At 51.3% G+C, this 16,614-nt stretch carries 11 protein-coding genes; 4 read left to right on the top strand and 7 right to left on the bottom strand.

Translation table 11 applies throughout. From position 1 onward, the window contains the following. The first annotated feature begins 1 nt into the window (after position 1). Together HMPREF1254_RS07325 and HMPREF1254_RS07320 are read left to right on the top strand one after the other, a co-directional pair. On the top strand, positions 2-880 hold the full coding sequence (locus HMPREF1254_RS07325; protein WP_023058105.1) for a hypothetical protein: 879 nt from the start codon (positions 2-4) through the stop codon (positions 878-880). 14 nt (positions 881-894) lie between these two features. Beyond that, a complete protein-coding gene (locus HMPREF1254_RS07320; RefSeq protein WP_036878314.1) occupies positions 895-2,340 on the top strand; it encodes a PepSY-associated TM helix domain-containing protein in 1,446 nt (481 codons plus the stop codon). 100 nt (positions 2,341-2,440) lie between these two features. Here the strand turns inward: HMPREF1254_RS07320 and HMPREF1254_RS07315 are convergent, their stop codons facing one another. The 7 genes from HMPREF1254_RS07315 to HMPREF1254_RS07285 all read right to left on the bottom strand — a co-directional run bounded on the left by HMPREF1254_RS07315 (position 2,441) and on the right by HMPREF1254_RS07285 (position 13,678). Continuing rightward, positions 2,441-3,103, bottom strand: a complete 663-nt coding sequence (locus HMPREF1254_RS07315) for an ABC transporter ATP-binding protein (protein WP_023058099.1) — start codon at positions 3,101-3,103, stop codon at positions 2,441-2,443. A gap of 67 nt (positions 3,104-3,170) precedes the next feature. Next, positions 3,171-5,573: an ABC transporter permease gene (locus HMPREF1254_RS07310; protein ID WP_023058036.1), complete on the bottom strand. Its 2,403-nt coding sequence runs from the start codon at positions 5,571-5,573 to the stop codon at positions 3,171-3,173. A gap of 11 nt (positions 5,574-5,584) precedes the next feature. Further along, entirely contained in the window at positions 5,585-6,316 is a 732-nt protein-coding gene (locus HMPREF1254_RS07305) for a head GIN domain-containing protein (protein WP_023058111.1), read from the bottom strand. Between the two features lie 2 nt (positions 6,317-6,318). Next, a complete protein-coding gene (locus HMPREF1254_RS07300; RefSeq protein WP_023058033.1) occupies positions 6,319-8,706 on the bottom strand; it encodes an ABC transporter permease in 2,388 nt (795 codons plus the stop codon). Between the two features lie 49 nt (positions 8,707-8,755). Next, a complete protein-coding gene (locus HMPREF1254_RS07295) occupies positions 8,756-11,101 on the bottom strand; it encodes an ABC transporter permease (protein WP_023058093.1) in 2,346 nt (781 codons plus the stop codon). A gap of 13 nt (positions 11,102-11,114) precedes the next feature. Then, the gene (locus HMPREF1254_RS07290; RefSeq protein WP_023058029.1) at positions 11,115-12,368 is read right to left on the bottom strand and encodes an efflux RND transporter periplasmic adaptor subunit; all 1,254 of its coding nucleotides are present in this window, start codon (positions 12,366-12,368) and stop codon (positions 11,115-11,117) included. Continuing rightward, complete coding sequence (locus HMPREF1254_RS07285; RefSeq protein WP_023058059.1) at positions 12,353-13,678, bottom strand: TolC family protein; 1,326 nt, start codon at positions 13,676-13,678, stop codon at positions 12,353-12,355. Before HMPREF1254_RS07285 ends, HMPREF1254_RS07290 begins: the two co-directional genes overlap by 16 nt. A gap of 295 nt (positions 13,679-13,973) precedes the next feature. Here HMPREF1254_RS07285 and HMPREF1254_RS07280 point away from each other — a divergent pair, with 295 nt between their 5' ends. Continuing rightward, a complete protein-coding gene (locus tag HMPREF1254_RS07280) occupies positions 13,974-15,302 on the top strand; it encodes a sigma-54-dependent transcriptional regulator (RefSeq protein ID WP_023058073.1) in 1,329 nt (442 codons plus the stop codon). Between the two features lie 3 nt (positions 15,303-15,305). Further along, the gene (locus HMPREF1254_RS07275; RefSeq protein WP_023058010.1) at positions 15,306-16,445 is read left to right on the top strand and encodes a sensor histidine kinase; all 1,140 of its coding nucleotides are present in this window, start codon (positions 15,306-15,308) and stop codon (positions 16,443-16,445) included. Positions 16,446-16,614 lie beyond the last annotated feature (169 nt).

Below are 16,614 nucleotides of genomic sequence, written 5' to 3'. Positions count from 1 at the left end.
TATGGATAAGAAAGTAAGAGAATACTACTGGTGGCGCACCATCGCCTCATTTTTATTGGTGCTTTTCGCCATGCCCTTAGGTCATGCGCTGATGATATTGATGGAGAAGTTCATGAGTGAAGGAGCCATGCACGTTGCTGGTTTTATGATGGGCTTGGCAGGTCTCATCATGGTTATCGTTGGTGTGTTTGTGAAGGGCGATACCCGACAAACGCTGTGGGGACTCTTCGGTGGACTGCTTTTCTGGACGGGTTGGGTGGAGTTCCTCTTCCTGTATTATGCCCGACGTTATGGCGTTCAGCCAGAGATAGAGAATGGAGTAGTGGTGACAAAGCCCGAATACCTTATCATGCCTGCCTCGTTTGGCTTGTGGATGATGGTGATGACCATGTATGTGTTCAGCACAAAGAACGGTTGCGACCTGATTACATGGATACAAAAGGTATGTTTCCGAAGCAAGCGCAAGGTTGTGGTGGTGCAACCCATGACACGCCACACAAGCATTGTCACGTTCATGGAACTGAACATGATTCTTTGGGCAATGTACTTGTTGCTCATGTTCTGCTACGACAAGACTTTCCTTGGTGATCATCACCCCGTGACATTCCTTGTGGGAGTGGGGTGTCTCGTGGGGTCTATCTTCATGTTTCGTCATCAACTGCACATCGCTGCATGGGGTGCGAACATACGAATGGCGATAGCCACTGTCATCATCTTTTGGACACCTGTGGAAATATTGGGAAGGATGAACTTCTTTCAAGAGTTTTGGGTAGAGCCAGAGAAACACGCATGGCAAATGCTTGTCATCCTCATGGCATTTATCTTGTTGGGTGCTTATCTTTGGCTCAAAGGCAAACAACGAAAGAGAGTTGAGCAATGATGAAAGGAGTTGGAATGAAGAAAACAACATGGAGACGGCAACATAAATGGTTAGGAATTATCTTAGCTCCGTTCGTCATACTCTTTTGTCTCTCGGGAATAGTACTCAATCATGCCAAGTTGTTTCAAGGCATAGATATCAGCAGAACACTGTTACCCTCAGAATATCGATATAGTCAGTGGAACCAAGGATTGCTTCGTGGTACGCAGAAATGGAGAAACACGTTGTTGATATATGGCAACGCTGGCATTTGGGCGAAAGAGAAGGATGCAGACACGATAACCGACTTTAATCATGGGTTGCCCAAGGGTGCCGACCTGAGAAACATTCGTGGAATGGCGGTCATGCCCAATGGCAGTCTATACGCCATGAGCCAACGTCATTTGTATCGTTTGACCCCCCATAGCGTATGGGAACAAGTTGATATTCTTCAGGGTAAGCATGAAAAGTTGAGCGATATTACACAGAAGGGCGACTCGCTCATTATCACGGGGCGGTCTTATGTCTATCTGTCTCGCTTTCCTTACCACGACTTCCAAAAAATCACCTTGACGAAAACAGACAAAGACCAAGGGAAGGTTTCGCTCTTCCGAACGATATGGCTTCTCCATGGAGGCGGACTGTTTGGTATGGCTGGCAAGCTCTTTGTCGATGCGGTGGGACTAATCCTCTTGTTTCTCTCCATCTCAGGCGTATATTATTCTTTTACGCCTCGTTCCCGTTCATCGTTAGCAAAACGTACGAAGCGAAGGCTGATAACATGGCACGACAAGTTGGGGCGAGGTGCGATGTTCTTTCTGTTGTTGCTTACCATTACTGGCTGGATGCTACGTCCGCCTGCGCTCATCGCCATAGCCTCTGGCAAAATACCGCCCATACCTTTTTCTTCCATGGATAGCGACAACCCATGGAATGGCTGTCTGCGTTCGCTGCGGTATGATGAGAATAAAGCCGACTGGCTGTTGTGTACGTCGGACGGTTTCTATTCTCTTCGTCACTTGGGCGACACTCCGCAAAGAGAGAAGGTGCAGCCCCCTGTGAGCGTCATGGGTATCAATGTCGAACAACACACTCATCGCAACGCATGGCTGATAGGTTCGTTCAGCGGCATGTATGTATGGGATAGAGCGCAACAGTCCGTCACCGACTATTTCACGCATCAAAAGGTGCAGTCTGTCAGTGGGAGTCCTTTTGGAAGTCACGCCATTGCAGGATTTTCATCAGACTTGGACGATGCTGACATGGTGGTGGATTTTAAGAAGGGAAATTCTCGTCTTCGTATGCCCGACAGCATGACAACGCTCCCGATGTCATTACGCAATGTTTGCATAGAAGTGCACACAGGACGCATCTTTACCTTTTTAAGCATGGCGTCTCTATTTTACATCTTCCTCATGGGCGTGGCATGCGTATGGTGTCTTTGGAGTGGATGGAAGATATGGCAAAGAAGATCTCGCTGAGTTTTACGATTGTCCGAAAAAGCTATAGGGCCAAAGCGTAAGCACGTTCTGCCAAAGCAGCCCGTCAGGCCACCTGGCTTGCTTACGCTTTGCTCCTGAATCAACCAACAATTTGTCCGTCGAACAGTCGCACGATGCGATGGGCGATGGAGGCGTCATGCTCGTTGTGAGTAACCATGACGATGGTGGTTCCCTCGCGGTTGAGTTCGGTGAGCAGGCCCATCACCTCGGCACCGTTTTTCGAGTCGAGATTACCTGTCGGCTCATCGGCGAGAATCAGTTTCGGACCAAATACCACGGCACGCGCAATGGCCACACGCTGCTGCTGACCGCCTGAGAGCTGGTGTGGGAAATGCTTGGCTCGGTGACTGATGCCCATGCGTTTCATGATGTCCTTCACTTTCTGCTTGCGCTCGACCTTCGACATGCCAAGGTATGTCAGGGGCAGCTCGATGTTTTCTTCCACGTTGAGCTCGTCGATGAGGTTAAAGCTCTGGAACACGAAGCCTATCTCTCCCTTGCGCACGTCGGTGCGATCTTTCTCCTTCAGCGCCGACACTTCCTTGTCGCCTAACCAATACTTGCCGCCCGTGGGATTGTCGAGCAGTCCGAGGATGTTGAGCAGGGTTGACTTGCCACAGCCCGAAGGCCCCATGATGGCAACAAACTCCTTGTCTTCTACTTGGAACGACACATTGTTGAGTGCAATGGTCTCCACTTCTTCCGTACGGAACGATTTGCTTAAATTTTCTACTTTAATCATATTCTTAAAATATTATGGTTTTTATATGTTTTATGGTTTGTAGTCCGGTCAATCGGATGTTCCTTTGCTACTCTTGTTTTAGATACTCCACCGGGTTGCTGTTGGCCACACGCCAGCAGTTGATTGCCACAACGGCAACGATGATGAGCAGCACGAGGACGATTGTCACGAGGAACGGCCACACCGTCAACGCGATGCGGTTGTCATAGAGCTGCAGCCACTGTGCGGCTACCCAGTAGGCACCGACGGCCCCAATTAGCACGGCAGGAATGGCGGTACGAAGGATGTTCAGCTGAAAGATGCGCATCACGTCGCCCACACACGCACCGTTCACCTTGCGGATGGCTATTTCCTTGTGACGACGGTTCACCTCGTCGCTGACATAACCAATAAGTCCCATCAGCGCGATGAAAAGCACCACGATGCCAACCGTCATCACGCCGTTACGGAAGTTGCGAGTCGCAACATACTGCATGTTCTTGAGGTTCTCCACGCTCTCGACCATGACTGTTTTGCCCGGGAAGAACCGCTGGAGCCGCATCTGGATGTCGGTCAGCTTCTCTGCGCTGAAATCGTCCAGCTGAATCAGCAGGTAATTGTTCATCCAGTTGGCCGCACGTCCGTAGAAAATCACAGAGGGTCTGTCCCTCCCATTGTTCTCTGCACTGCCGAGATGAATGTCACGATAGACGCCTACGATGGTCAGTAAGTCTTTGTTTTCGTTGCCGCTATGTTCACTGATAATCACCTTCCTACCCACCACGTCGTCCCATCCGCGCAGCTTCTTCATCATAGAGGCAAAGTCCTGACTCACCATTACTTGCTTGAGACTGTCGCTGCCCGATGCGAAGACACGGCCTGCGACAACAGGAATCTGCAGCACATCAAAGTAATGGTCGGCGACGGTGTAGAGATCGGCGATATTGAACAGCTGTGATTCTTCCCCGGGAACAGTTACGTTGTTACCACTCATGCCATAGAATGGAAACGTATTGCAGGCCGACACCTGACGCACACCGCTCATACGGCCTACCTCGTCGTATGCCGTCTGGCGTTCATCGGGCTGCAGCGCGGTGATGTTAACAGTCGCAAGACCGGCACACTGATAGCCCAAGTCAAAGCCAACCGTATGCCTATACTGCATGCTGACAATGAAAAGCAGACCTAAAAGGAAACTTACCATGGCAAACTCAAGTCCCAGAAGTGCCACCTTCCAGCGACGCCTGGCCTCGACATAGCCATGAAATGCAAGGGTCACGGGCATGCGGTTGTAAAGCCATCCGGGCACGATACCACCCACGAAGAGCACCATCAACGCAATTAAAAGCAAAATCCACGCACCACGGTTGAATACCAACACAGAGAGCGGAGCCGACAACAACTGTTCGATTGTGCCATGGCAAGCCCACAACAGAGCTGCTCCTAACATGAGGGCAAGCACGAGATGCAGGCACACTTCGCTGAAGGTGATGCTGTAGACGGCTCCTCGTCCGGCACCATAGCATTTTCTTACCGCCATCTCACGGGCACGGCTGACCAAATTGCCCACCACGATAAGCACATAGTTGAGTATCGAGGCCGAAAGCAGAATGATGGCTAGGAGCGACAGAATCCAGAACATTTGGCGCACATTGTCCGCCTCCGTGTAATAGCGCGATATGGGGGTTAGCTTGTAAATGAGCCATACACCGGACTGTCGCAGTTCCTGGACGGGGTAATGCGTCTGTATCATGTGGTGTATAAGAGGCGTCAACGAATCGGGAGAGGCACCTTTCCTGATACGCACGAAACTGCTGTAGCGGTCGTTGCCAACCAGATTATCCTGACCGTCGAAGCTAAAATTCTTCTGCGTATTCATTGATCCGATCACATCATAGGTGTGGAATGTTGAATTGTGAGGATAATCCTCATAGACACCTACGATGGTCAACTTCAGGCCCGGCATTTCCTTCGACTCGATGTGCCGACCCACAACGTTGCCGCCCAAGCGCTCTGCCGTCGAACGATTCACCACACAACAGAACGGTTCCGTGAGTGCCCGGTCGGCATCACCCTCGAGAATGCGGGCCGGAAACATGCGGAAGAAGCAGCTGTCGGCAAAGTAGACATCGGCACGGACACGTGTTTTGTCATCAGTTTCCACCTCTCCATCGGTCACGATTGGATTGGTGCGTGTAGCCAGCTCCACCTGCGGAATGGTTCGTTTCATCATCGGTACCACGCCGCCCGACGTATTCGAACCCTCCGTGAACTCCTGTGCTTTCATCTTGAAGCCTTCGGTCACACGGCAAATACGGTCGTAATCGGGATAACACTGGTCGAAAGTCTGTTCGTAATAAATCTCGGCAATGATGACCGCACTGACACTCAGTCCCAGTGCCAAACAGAGAATCTTGGCCACATTGTGCTGCCTGGGGCGAAAGAGATTGCGCCAAGCCATGCGGCAAGACTGTTGGATAAGATGCAACATAGTATAGATGATTAATGTAATATGTGAATATCCGAAGACCCTGATTTGTCCAATTGTCGCTGGACGGGGTTGCCCTTGATGCGGATGTCGCTTGAGCCAGAGGCTTTGGCACTGACGGAACGGGTGACGAAGCAATAGACATCCGACGAGCCAGAGCATGTGGCCGACACCTCTTTCGCCTTGAGATCGTAGGCTCTCACATCAGAAGAACCAGAACAGGTATATACGGCTTTCGACACTTTCCCTGCCAGACGAGCATCAGAAGAACCCTGCAAGCGAACTTCCAAGCTGTTGGCCGCCAGCCGATTGACCTTGATATCACTCGAACCGCGTGCCTCCAACCGCACTGCCGAGGCATTGAGCGACCGAATCAGCACATCACACGCACCGGAAGCCGTGACCGACTGCAAGTTGGGTGCCTGTACATAAACCGTGAGGTGATTATTGCCTGAATGAAAGCCAGGGTCAGACTTTTGCTTGATGGTCAGCACTTGATTGCGCACTTCCATCTGCAACTTCGGCAATATGTCGGGCGAACCTACCGCCTTTACACGGTAGCTTTGATTGTTACTCTGCACAAACTCTACATTGATGGCTCCGGAGACTTCGATTGCCGAGAAATCTCTCAGCGTGTAAGCTCTGCTTTCGTCATTGGCAGCCTCGTATGAGTTGGCTTGTACAACGATACATGATGACAGCAAAACAAGGACAGCTGTCATGCAAAAAAAGATTTTCTTTTTCATATTTATTCTTGTTTAATGTTCTTGACGGGGTTCTCGTTGCTGGCCATGTAGCTTTGGATAGCCACAGCGCAGAACGAGATAAGCATCACGAGGATGCCGGCAACGATAATCCAAGGCCACCACACGATACGATAACTGTATTGGCTAATCCATTCGCTGATAGTATACCAGATGACGGGCACGCTGATAATGAAAGCGACGCCCACGTATTGGAGGAAGGTGCGGATGAGGTCACGGCGGATTCGGTTGCTCGTGGAGCCGAACACTTTGCGAATGGCAATCTCCTTGCTGCGCTGCTGAATGAAGTAAGTAGACATGGCGACAAGTCCCAACAGCGAGATGACGATGGCGATGAAAGCGAAGAGGGCGATGATCTTTGAAAGTCTCAACTCCGACTCAAACACCGATTCAATGCTCTTGTCAACGAACGGATGTGCCTGGTTTAGCTCCTCATGGAACACCTCTTTATATATGCGCTGTATCTCCTTGTAGGTTTTAGCGGGATTTCCCTCAAACTGAATCGTAACGTTCCATGGGTTCTCCACCTTGTCCTTGATGCAGAGCAACAGCGGATATACTTTGGTCTCCGTGATGTTGCGCAGGCGGAAATCATTGAGAATGCCGCCAAACGCCGCATCATCCGGGAAGAGAAAGAATTTTGTTTGTTTGTAGAAATCACTCATGTGACTGTCCGTGGGCTTCATCTTCAAATCACCTACTGCCTGGTCGTTGAGATAAATGACGGGGCGATGTCCCACGTGATTGTCATGTTTTAGCGACAGTCCATACACCTTCAGATAGTTGGGATCGCCGATGAGCATTTGGAAAGAATAGACCTTGTCCTTTCCCGTCACTGTATTGTTGTTGCCGCCGTCCTGCGGGGTACCATCAGAACAGGACACTAATTTCACTCCCGAAACCTGTTTCACCTTGTTGAGGAATACCGGGAAGTCCGTGCTGCTGAAAGCATCTCCTTGATAGAGGCAAATCAGGTTCTTCGTGTTGAAACCCAATGGCGCGTTCACAAGGTGCAGCATTTGCAACGACATGATGGTGGCACAGGCGAGCATCACGATGGTGATGATGTTCTGAACCACGATGAACACCCTGCCCAGCACCATCTTCGTGCGGTGCCTGAAGGTTCCCCTCACCACCTCGATGGGCTTTGCTTTCGACAAGACGTAGGCGGGGAAGATGCCCGAGATGAAGCCAACGAGCAGCGTGAAGGCAAGCAACAGACCGATGACGGCAGGCGTTGCGAGCACACGCATGTCCATGGTGGTGCTGAGCAAGCGACCAGTCATTGGGGCGAAAGCCAACGCAAGCGACACTGCTAACAGCAGGGAGATGAAACAGAGCGTTGAGCTTTCTATCATCAGCCGAAGGATGATGTGCTTGCGTTTTGCACCAAAGAGACGCCGTGCCGCCATCTCTCGCGCACGATAGCCCGATTGTGCCAACGTGAGGTTGATATAGTTCATGATGGCAAAGAGCAGCACCACCAAGCCTACAATGAAAAGCAGGTTGACCAGTCGGCTGTTTCCGGTGCGCAAGTTGTCGTTGTAGCTCTCGTAACCAGAGAAATATATTTTGTTCAGCGGCACCAAGAACGGTCTGCAATAGAAGGGCGCCTTGTCGAAATAAGGCCAGAACGAGTGAATGAATTTGCCGAACTCTTTCTCTCGCCCCATCATCTTTGCGCCCTTTCTCACTTGCAGGAAGATGCTTGCACCCGAAAAATTCACTGCCTTGGGGAAATACTCGTCCATGTTTGCCGTGTTGTGATACCATTCCCAGGAGAAGTCGATAATCATTTCCACGTTCTTGTTGATAATCGTATTGTCGAAATCCTCCACCACGCCGGTGACATGATACCGAATGCCGTCGTTCCATGTAATCTCGCGACCGAGCACCTCCTCCGTGCCAAACCATTTGTTGGCAAACCGCTTGGTGACAACCACGTTGTTCCGGTCGTTCAGACAGGTCTGCCTGTCGCCCTGCAGCAGCTTGAAATCGAACATGGAGAAGAAGGTGGAATCGGTCTCCAACACCGTTGCCTTGTAGTACTCATCTCCCTTTTGCAGCCGCATGTCCGAGACGACAAAGCCACAGGTGTTTTCTATTTCCGGATAATTCTTGCGGAAACGACTCAGTATGGCATGGTGGAACCCAAGTTCCTTTTCATGGTCTTCATAGAAGTCGATCCCCATCGCATAGATGCGGTCGCCCTTGCTGTGCTGGCGATCGACACTCTTCTCCTGCCAGGTATAGACGCCGATGAGCAGCACGAACATGAGCGAGATGCTCAGTCCGAACACATTGATGGCGGTGTACACCTTGTTCCGCGACAGGAAGGTGAAATAAGATTTGAGATTGAATAGCTGTTTCATAATTGCGTCTTTTTTTGATAATAGACCTGATACCTCATTCGGCGTTACTCTACTCTTGTTTGATATTCTTTACCGGGTTCTCATTACTTGCCATATAGCTCTGAACGGCCACTGCGCAGAACGAGATAAGCAGCACGAGGATGCCAGCAACGATAATCCAAGGCCACCACACGATGCGGTAACTGTACCGGCTGATCCATTCGCCTGCGAAATACCAGATGACAGGCACGCTGATAATGAAAGCGACGGCCACATATTGGAGGAAGGTGCGGATAAGGTCTCGGCGAATCCGGTTGCTCGTGGAGCCAAACACCTTGCGGATGGCAATCTCCTTGCTGCGCTGCTGAATGAAGTAGGTGGACATGGCGACAAGTCCCAACAGCGAGATAAGAACGGCAAGGAACGAGAAGATGGTGAGGATGCGCACGATGCGGGTCTGCTCCTTATACACCTCGGCTATCTTCTGACTGAGGTAGGGCGACTCCTGCGCCAAGTCCTCATGATAAACTTTCTTGTAAGTTTCCTGCACCAGTCGGTAGGCTTCTTGCTCGTCGCCTTCCACCTTGATGAGTACATTACTCACAAAGTTGTCGTGCGTGATTTGGTCGAACAGGTAAACCACTGTCACCAGATCGTCAGCTTTGTCCATATCAATGGTGTAAAGGTGGAAATCATTCAGAATGCCGTTGATTTGCTCCCGCTCGTAAGTCTCATTATAGCGGAATGCCCTTTCTTCAGGTTTCAACTGCATTACCGAGTGGAAGTTGGGCGACACAAAGAGCTTGGCGGAATCGCCCTGCGCAAATTGTTTCTTCACCTCGATGCCCAGCAATGGCAGGTAATCCTTGTCCGCAAAAAAGCGCTGGCAGCGCACCTCCTTCTTGCCGATGTAAACCATCTGGTTGAATCCGCCCAAGAGAGGCGAGCACAAGCAGACGGAAACCTTCTTGACTGGTGTCAGTTGTTGCAAGTTTTTCTTAAACAGATTGGCTTTGCGGGCATCCTGCGGAACACCGATTTCCATCACGCCTCGGGTGTCATAGCCCAACGGGGCATTGATGAGGTGCCGAATCTGTCGACTGCCAATGAGCGCTATGGCAATGAAAATGATGGTGATGGCGTTTTGCACCACGATGAACACCTTGCTGAATAGCATCTTGGTCTGGCGGCGGAAGGTGCCGCGAACCACGTCGATGGGTTTCACGCGCGACTGGATAACCGCCGGCAGAACACCCGCCAATATACCTACTGCCAGCACAATGCCTACCAATGACAACAGGTTGATGGGGCTGAACAGCTCGGCGATGGTGATGTGGGTATCCAACAACTGACAGGTATAAGGAATGGAAGCCCATGCCAACAACACGGAAAGAACTACCGAGCAGCAGCAAAGGCACACACTTTCGATGACCAACCGCCAGAGAATGTCGCTCTTCCGGCTGCCCAACAGTCTTCTTGTCGCCATTTCCTTGGAGCGGTTGCCCGACAGGGCGACCGTCAGGTTAATGTAGTTCATCACCGAAAACACCAAGATGATGAGGCCGATAATGAAAATGAGATAAACCAAGCCGCTCTTTCCGCGCTGGCATACGTTGGAAGAGTATTCGGAAAAATAGCTCTCGCTGAATGGTATCAGGCGGAACTTGCAGTCAATCTTGAAATTTTCTTTGTATATCTTTGTCAGGATTCGGTTAACATTATTTTCCAATGCGCCGATATCTGTGCCTGGTCTCAAGCTCAACACCACATCCGGACTGCCGAAATTACCGTCAATCTTAAAGAGCCAAGGTATACGCTCGCGCAGTAGTTCGTACCGCCCAATAATGTCACAGTTGGGGAAAGAGGTCCCGCTCATGTTCTCAAAGATGCCCCTTACATACACTTTCTGGTTCTTCACCGTCAGCACCTTGCCCATCGCATCGCCGTTACGGAACAGCGTCTGCGCCAACTTCCGGGAAATAACCACGTCGGTCAGTTCGTTCAAAGCCGTTGCGACATCTCCTTCCACAAGCGGTTGATTGAACATGGAGTAGAACGTGGAGTCGGTGTACATCATGGTCACTTTCACATTGTCCTCGTCGGCGGTCGTTACATGCTGCTCGTCATCGGCATAAAACGCACATCCTTTCTCAATCTGCGGCAGTTGCTTCTGCAGAAGCTTGACAATCTCGCGCGACGTGCCGCTGATCTGACTAGATTCAAAATCACAGCCCAACAGATAGAGCCTATCCACGTTCGTGATGTTTTTGTCGATGCTCGTTTCGTGCTGATAGTACAGACCAATGAGGATAACGAACGAAAAGCTGATACTCAGTCCGAACACATTAATGGCGGTATACACCTTGTTCCTCGACAGGAAGGTGAAATAGGATTTGAGATTGAACAGTTGTTTCATATTTCATTTCTTGTTATTCCAAAACCAAAATTTCGTTGTCTTTGTAGCTTTCGTACCCGCTCACGATGACTCGCTCGCCGGGCTGAAGACCTTCAAGCACCTCGTAATACTGCGGATTCTGCCGTCCGATGCGGATGTTGCGACGGTAGGCTTTCTTGCCATCCTTGTCGAGTACGAAGATCCATTGCCCGCCCGTCACGCTGTAAAACGTTCCCTTGGGGATGAGCACCGCCCGCTTCGACTCGCCCAACTGCAGGTCGACATAATAGGTCTGACCCGTTCGGATGTTGGCCGGACGCTTGCCACTGAACACGAAATCTATTTTGAATCTGCCGTCTTTCACCTCGGGGTACACCTTGCGCACGGTGAGCGAATAGTGCTTGCCGTTCTGCTCGAAAGTCGCCGTAAGCCCTTGGTGCACCCGGTCGATGTAATGTTCGTCGACCTGCGCCTCTACTTTATAGTCGCTGAGGTCGTTGATGACACCAATCTTCTGTCCCGGAGAGATGCTCTGTCCTAATTCGATGTTGAGCTGTCCCACCTCGCCGTCGATTTGCGAGCGCACGTTGAGATGCTCCTTGCGCTGGCGTACCAGCTCCACGTTGCGCCTCATCGACGAGAGATTGTCGTTCATCTGATCCATCTGTGCGCGACGAAGCTGCGCATCTTTCTTGAGTCGTTGCGCAATCAGCTCGTTCTTTTTCACGGCCAGCTCATAGTCTTCCTTTGCCTTAAGATATTCCTCGCGGCTGTTGAGCTGTTCCTGCTGCAATGCGGTCTGATGGCTGTAGGTTCGCTTCTTGGCCTGTACGTCCATTGACAGCTGTGCCGCCTCGTTCTGATTATTGAGCCTGTCCTGTTCCATCGTAATCTGCGTGTTGCGGAGCATGTTCTGCTTCTCCGCCAGTTCGCTCTCGGCATTGAGGATTTCAAGGTCGAGATTGCTGTTGTTCAGCCTCACGATGACATCGCCCTTCCTGACATGGGAGCCTTCCTCCGCTACTCTCTCCATGACGACACCGCCTTCTTCTGGCGAGATCTGCACCACCTGGATGGGCACCACATTGCCGTCTACGCTCACATAGTCGTCAAACTGCGCTTGCTTCACATCGCCAATACTCAGCCCCCGACTGTCGACTTTCAGTGTCGATGAGAAATTTCCCAGAGCCAACCACAGCAGAGCCGCCACCACAATAACGCCTCCCCCTATCCAAGTCCAATACTTTCGGGGTATCCAAAACTTCTTTTGTTTTATTTCAATGTCCATGTTCGTATTCCTTTATAATAGTTGACTAATCGTTGTTTCATCTCAAGCATCAACCGCATTTGCAGTAGTTTGATGCGACTGTCGAGCAAGGTTTGCGCCGCTGTATGCAAGTCGAAAGTTGAAAGCATGCCCTCCTCATACTTGCGCGACGCCAGATGCCAGGCTATGGAGTCGGCCGCTGTCTTCCGTTCCATCTTCATGAGCTCGCGCGAATAGCCGTCACGATCGAGCACCGCCTGCGCAATGTCATCGTGCAGTTTGCGGCGCGCGTCTTCCAAGTCGAGCTTACTTGCCTCCCACTCGGCTTTCGCCCTGCGTGCGGCACGCCAGCGCGAAGGCATGAAAATGGGGATGGACAGGGAAAGGTAGACATATTCGCCCATGTTGTTGTTGAACTGTTTGCCGAAGTTGTCGGTCTTGCCGCTGCCCTGGGAAAGATTGCGGTAATAGTTGGTGTTGATTCCTCCGCCCAACGCCAGGACGGGCAGCAGCTGTCCGCGTTGTATAAGATAATGGTAGCGGGCGTTCTTGACATTGAACGCCGCCGTCTTCACTTCCGGTGATTCAGCTTGGAAAGCGGCATAAAGGTTCTCGGCATCGTCGGCAGCAGACAGGCTCGCGGTCAACAAAGTGTCGAGGGCAAGCGTATCGCCTACGGGGAAATTCATCTCCGATTTCAAGGCCATCAACGCCAATCTGGCTGCGTTCTGTTGGTGCAGCAAGTTGTAATCGTCCTCCGCCACCTGGCTTTCCATCTGCGCCACGTCGGGTCGCGACTTCTCCCCAAGGTCGAACATCGCGCGGGTCTTGCGAAGCAACGCCTCACTGTCGGCCAATTTGCGGCGTGCCAAGCCAATGCTCTGCCGACTGTACACCGCCTCCACGAATTTCGCCATCACGGCTATGGCCTTGTCATCGGCTGTCTTTTGCAGGGCCGTCATACTCTTGGCACGAGCCAGTCGAGCTTGCTGAAAGGCATTCCAGGTACGGCCACCGTCAAACAATGGCACCTCTGCCCCAATGCTGTAATAATTGTTGAAGGTGGTGATGGTGTTGTAGGTGTTCGTCTCTGGGTTGATGTTACGGCCCCAGGCATACTGCGCCGTGGTCTGTGCCGACACCGTGGGCAGAAGGTCAAGTCTCGCCGTGCGCTCGTCAACCTTGCTCTGTCGCACCTCCAATCGCTGTTTGCGCACTCCGTTGTTGTGCTCCACCGCATACTGAATGCAGCGGTTCATGGTCCATGTTTCTTGCGCCAATAGCGGAAGAGCGGCCAAATCTAATAATATTATCGTAATTGCTGTTCTCATACGCTTAAACAATTGCCAATGCCGTGCCAGAAACATAACATCCTATCTATCTGTACGTTGCGTAAAAAGCGTGATTACAAGCCTGTCCAACAATTAGACACTGCTGCCCAATTATTTGACAGTGAGACCCACAGTTCCCACGATGTCCTCTCATGCAGCACACCTTTTTTTATGATATGATTTTTAGACAACGGCTTGATACTAAAGAGAAAAAAGAATATCTTTGCAAAAACAACAACCTTTCCGCCATTTTCGTGAAAGGATGTGCAACTGGTAGACAGACATTAGACAATAGATGAAACAAGGTAGCATACTGATAGTTGACGACAACCGAAACATCCTTACCACGGTGAAGATGCTGATAGAAAATGTATTCGAGCATGTCGCGGCGATAGCCAAACCAGAGAATATCCCCACCCGCCTACGCGAGGACAAACCCGACGTGGTGCTGCTCGACATGAATTTTCGCAGCGGTATCAACAATGGCAACGAGGGTCTCTTCTGGCTTCGCGAGATCAAGAAACTGAATCCCTGCACACAGGTGGTGCTCTTCACGGCATACGCCGACATTGAATTAGCGGTGACGGGCATCAAGGAGGGCGCTACCGACTTCGTGGTAAAGCCTTTCGACAATGCCAAACTCATCGATACGCTCACCAATGCCTACCGAAAAACCAAGAAAAATATCCGGAACGCCACCACCCATGAGGGAGAAATGTACTGGGGCGTGTCGCCGACCATGCAAGATCTGCGCCTGATGGTGGAGAAAGTGGCGGCCACCGATGCCAACATCCTCATCACAGGCGAGAACGGAACCGGCAAGGAAGTGCTGGCCAAAGAGATTCACCGCCTATCGAAACGGCACGGACACCAGATGATGCCCATCGACATGGGAGCCATCACAGAGACACTTTTTGAAAGCGAACTCTTTGGACACACGAAAGGTGCTTTCACGGATGCCAAGACAGACAAGCCGGGAAAGTTTGAACTGGCGGAGGGAGGCACCTTGTTTCTTGATGAGATAGGCAATCTGAGTTATGCGCTACAGGCAAAGCTGCTCACGGCTTTGCAGCGCAGAAGTATCGTGCGTGTAGGAGGCAGCGAGCAAATTCCCATCGATGTGCGACTGATTTGCGCCACCAACCGAGACCTGCCTGCAATGGTAGCCAACGGCGAGTTTCGTGAAGACTTGCTCTACCGTGTCAACACCATTCACCTGCATCTGCCACCCTTGCGCGAGCGCAGGGAAGACATCACGGCCTTGGCCGGCATCTTCCTCAAACGCTATGCGACGATGTACAACAAGCCGGAGACAAAATTCTCGGCCGGTGCCATGACCAAACTCGAAGAGCAACCTTGGTACGGTAACATTCGCGAACTGCAACATGCCATGGAGAAAGCGGTTATCCTGTGCAGCGGCACTACTATTGCTGAGGACGACATAGAGAGTGGACCCGCCCGACAGGAGAAACCAATTGAAGACGTGCGCACACTCGACGAGATGGAACGCAGGCTCATCGAGAAAACCATACGCGAATGCGACGGCAACCTCTCGCAGGTGGCGTTCAGGTTAGGCATCTCCCGACAGACTTTATACAACAAGATTAAACGTTACGGACTATAGGCCATGAACGTAATTGTCATCATACTCTGCCTGGCACTACTTACCGCCCTCGTTGCCTATCTGCAACTGTGGCGACGGTATCGGCGCGACCTTGGCAAAGTGACGTTCATGTTCAACGCCATAGATATCGGCGACTATACTTTCCAGTTTCCCGTCAATAAGAAGTACGGCAGCGAGCTTTTGCTCAACGAGTCGCTCAACCGCGTGAAGGAAATCCTACAACACGCCCGGGATGAACAGATAGAACGGGAAAAATACTTTGAGCTCATACTCGATTCGGTGGATACGGGCATCTTGGTGGTTGACGTGGAGCGGGGCATTGTGCTCCGCAGCAACCGTGCTGCGCTCAACCTGCTGCAGGTGGAGACCATCACCCACATCAATCAGATCAAGGAAAAGATGGCGGGATTCTCTCTGCGCGAGACCCACACAACGCTCAAGAGCCGTCGGGTGCGCATCATCGGATTCAGCGACATCAAAGGCGAGCTGGCCAACCAAGAGATAGACAGCTGGGTAAAGCTCATCCGCGTGCTCACCCATGAAATCATGAACACCGTCACACCCATCATATCCCTCAGCGATACCCTACTACAAAACTCACAGGGCGAACAACGTCAGGGTTTAGAGGTCATCAGCAGAACTGGCAAGGAATTGATGCGCTTTGTGGAGAATTATCGCAAGTTCACACATGTGCCCACGCCCACACCCACATTATTCTATGTCAGACCGTTCCTCGAGCGCATGGTGAGCCTCATTCGTCCGATGTTAAAGTCCGACGTGAACATGAGCTACGAGGTAGAACCCGGCGACTTGCTGGTGTATGCCGACGAGAGCCTCGTCAGCAGGGTGGTCAACAACCTGCTGAAAAACGCTTCCGAGGCCATCGGAGAGGAAGGACAAATCACACTGCGCGCATACACCAACGCGCAGGAATCCGTCATCATCGACATCACCGACAACGGAGCATTGATTCCCGATGACGTGGCAAGCCACATCTTCGTGCCCTTCTTCACCACCAAGCCGCAGGGAAGCGGCATTGGTCTGTCCATTTCACGACAAATCATGCAGGCTTGCAATGGCTCCATCGACCTTATCACCGACAAGACCGACGGACTGACCACCTTCCGACTGACATTTTATTAACCCAACTCAAGTCTCGGATTTAGATATTAGGCTGTCATGGCGTAGGTTCCAAGGGCTGACAAGCTGTTGTCGTTCTCAATCATCCGCATGACTAAACCGTCAGATTCCACTCCGATTTTTCTTTACAAAGTGCCTCTCATAACTCGCGTGTAAATCACCAACATCAAAG

It is taken from the genome of Prevotella sp. BV3P1 (assembly GCF_000479005.1).
Classification (GTDB): Bacteria; Bacteroidota; Bacteroidia; order Bacteroidales; family Bacteroidaceae; genus Prevotella.
This window is presented reverse-complemented; position numbering and strand designations above follow the sequence as displayed.

What these genes read in the sequence shown, in the direction of transcription:
- HMPREF1254_RS07310 (WP_023058036.1), bottom strand. Translation starts at nt 5,573, where the DNA reads ATGTTGCATCTTATCCAACAGTCTTGCCGCATGGCTTGGCGCAATCTC.
- HMPREF1254_RS07325 (WP_023058105.1), top strand. Translation starts at nt 2, where the DNA reads ATGGATAAGAAAGTAAGAGAATACTACTGGTGGCGCACCATCGCCTCA.
- HMPREF1254_RS07290 (WP_023058029.1), bottom strand. Translation starts at nt 12,368, where the DNA reads ATGGACATTGAAATAAAACAAAAGAAGTTTTGGATACCCCGAAAGTAT.
- HMPREF1254_RS07280 (WP_023058073.1), top strand. Translation starts at nt 13,974, where the DNA reads ATGAAACAAGGTAGCATACTGATAGTTGACGACAACCGAAACATCCTT.
- HMPREF1254_RS07305 (WP_023058111.1), bottom strand. Translation starts at nt 6,316, where the DNA reads ATGAAAAAGAAAATCTTTTTTTGCATGACAGCTGTCCTTGTTTTGCTG.
- HMPREF1254_RS07300 (WP_023058033.1), bottom strand. Translation starts at nt 8,706, where the DNA reads ATGAAACAGCTATTCAATCTCAAATCTTATTTCACCTTCCTGTCGCGG.
- HMPREF1254_RS07295 (WP_023058093.1), bottom strand. Translation starts at nt 11,101, where the DNA reads ATGAAACAACTGTTCAATCTCAAATCCTATTTCACCTTCCTGTCGAGG.
- HMPREF1254_RS07315 (WP_023058099.1), bottom strand. Translation starts at nt 3,103, where the DNA reads ATGATTAAAGTAGAAAATTTAAGCAAATCGTTCCGTACGGAAGAAGTG.
- HMPREF1254_RS07320 (WP_036878314.1), top strand. Translation starts at nt 895, where the DNA reads ATGAAGAAAACAACATGGAGACGGCAACATAAATGGTTAGGAATTATC.
- HMPREF1254_RS07285 (WP_023058059.1), bottom strand. Translation starts at nt 13,678, where the DNA reads ATGAGAACAGCAATTACGATAATATTATTAGATTTGGCCGCTCTTCCG.
- HMPREF1254_RS07275 (WP_023058010.1), top strand. Translation starts at nt 15,306, where the DNA reads ATGAACGTAATTGTCATCATACTCTGCCTGGCACTACTTACCGCCCTC.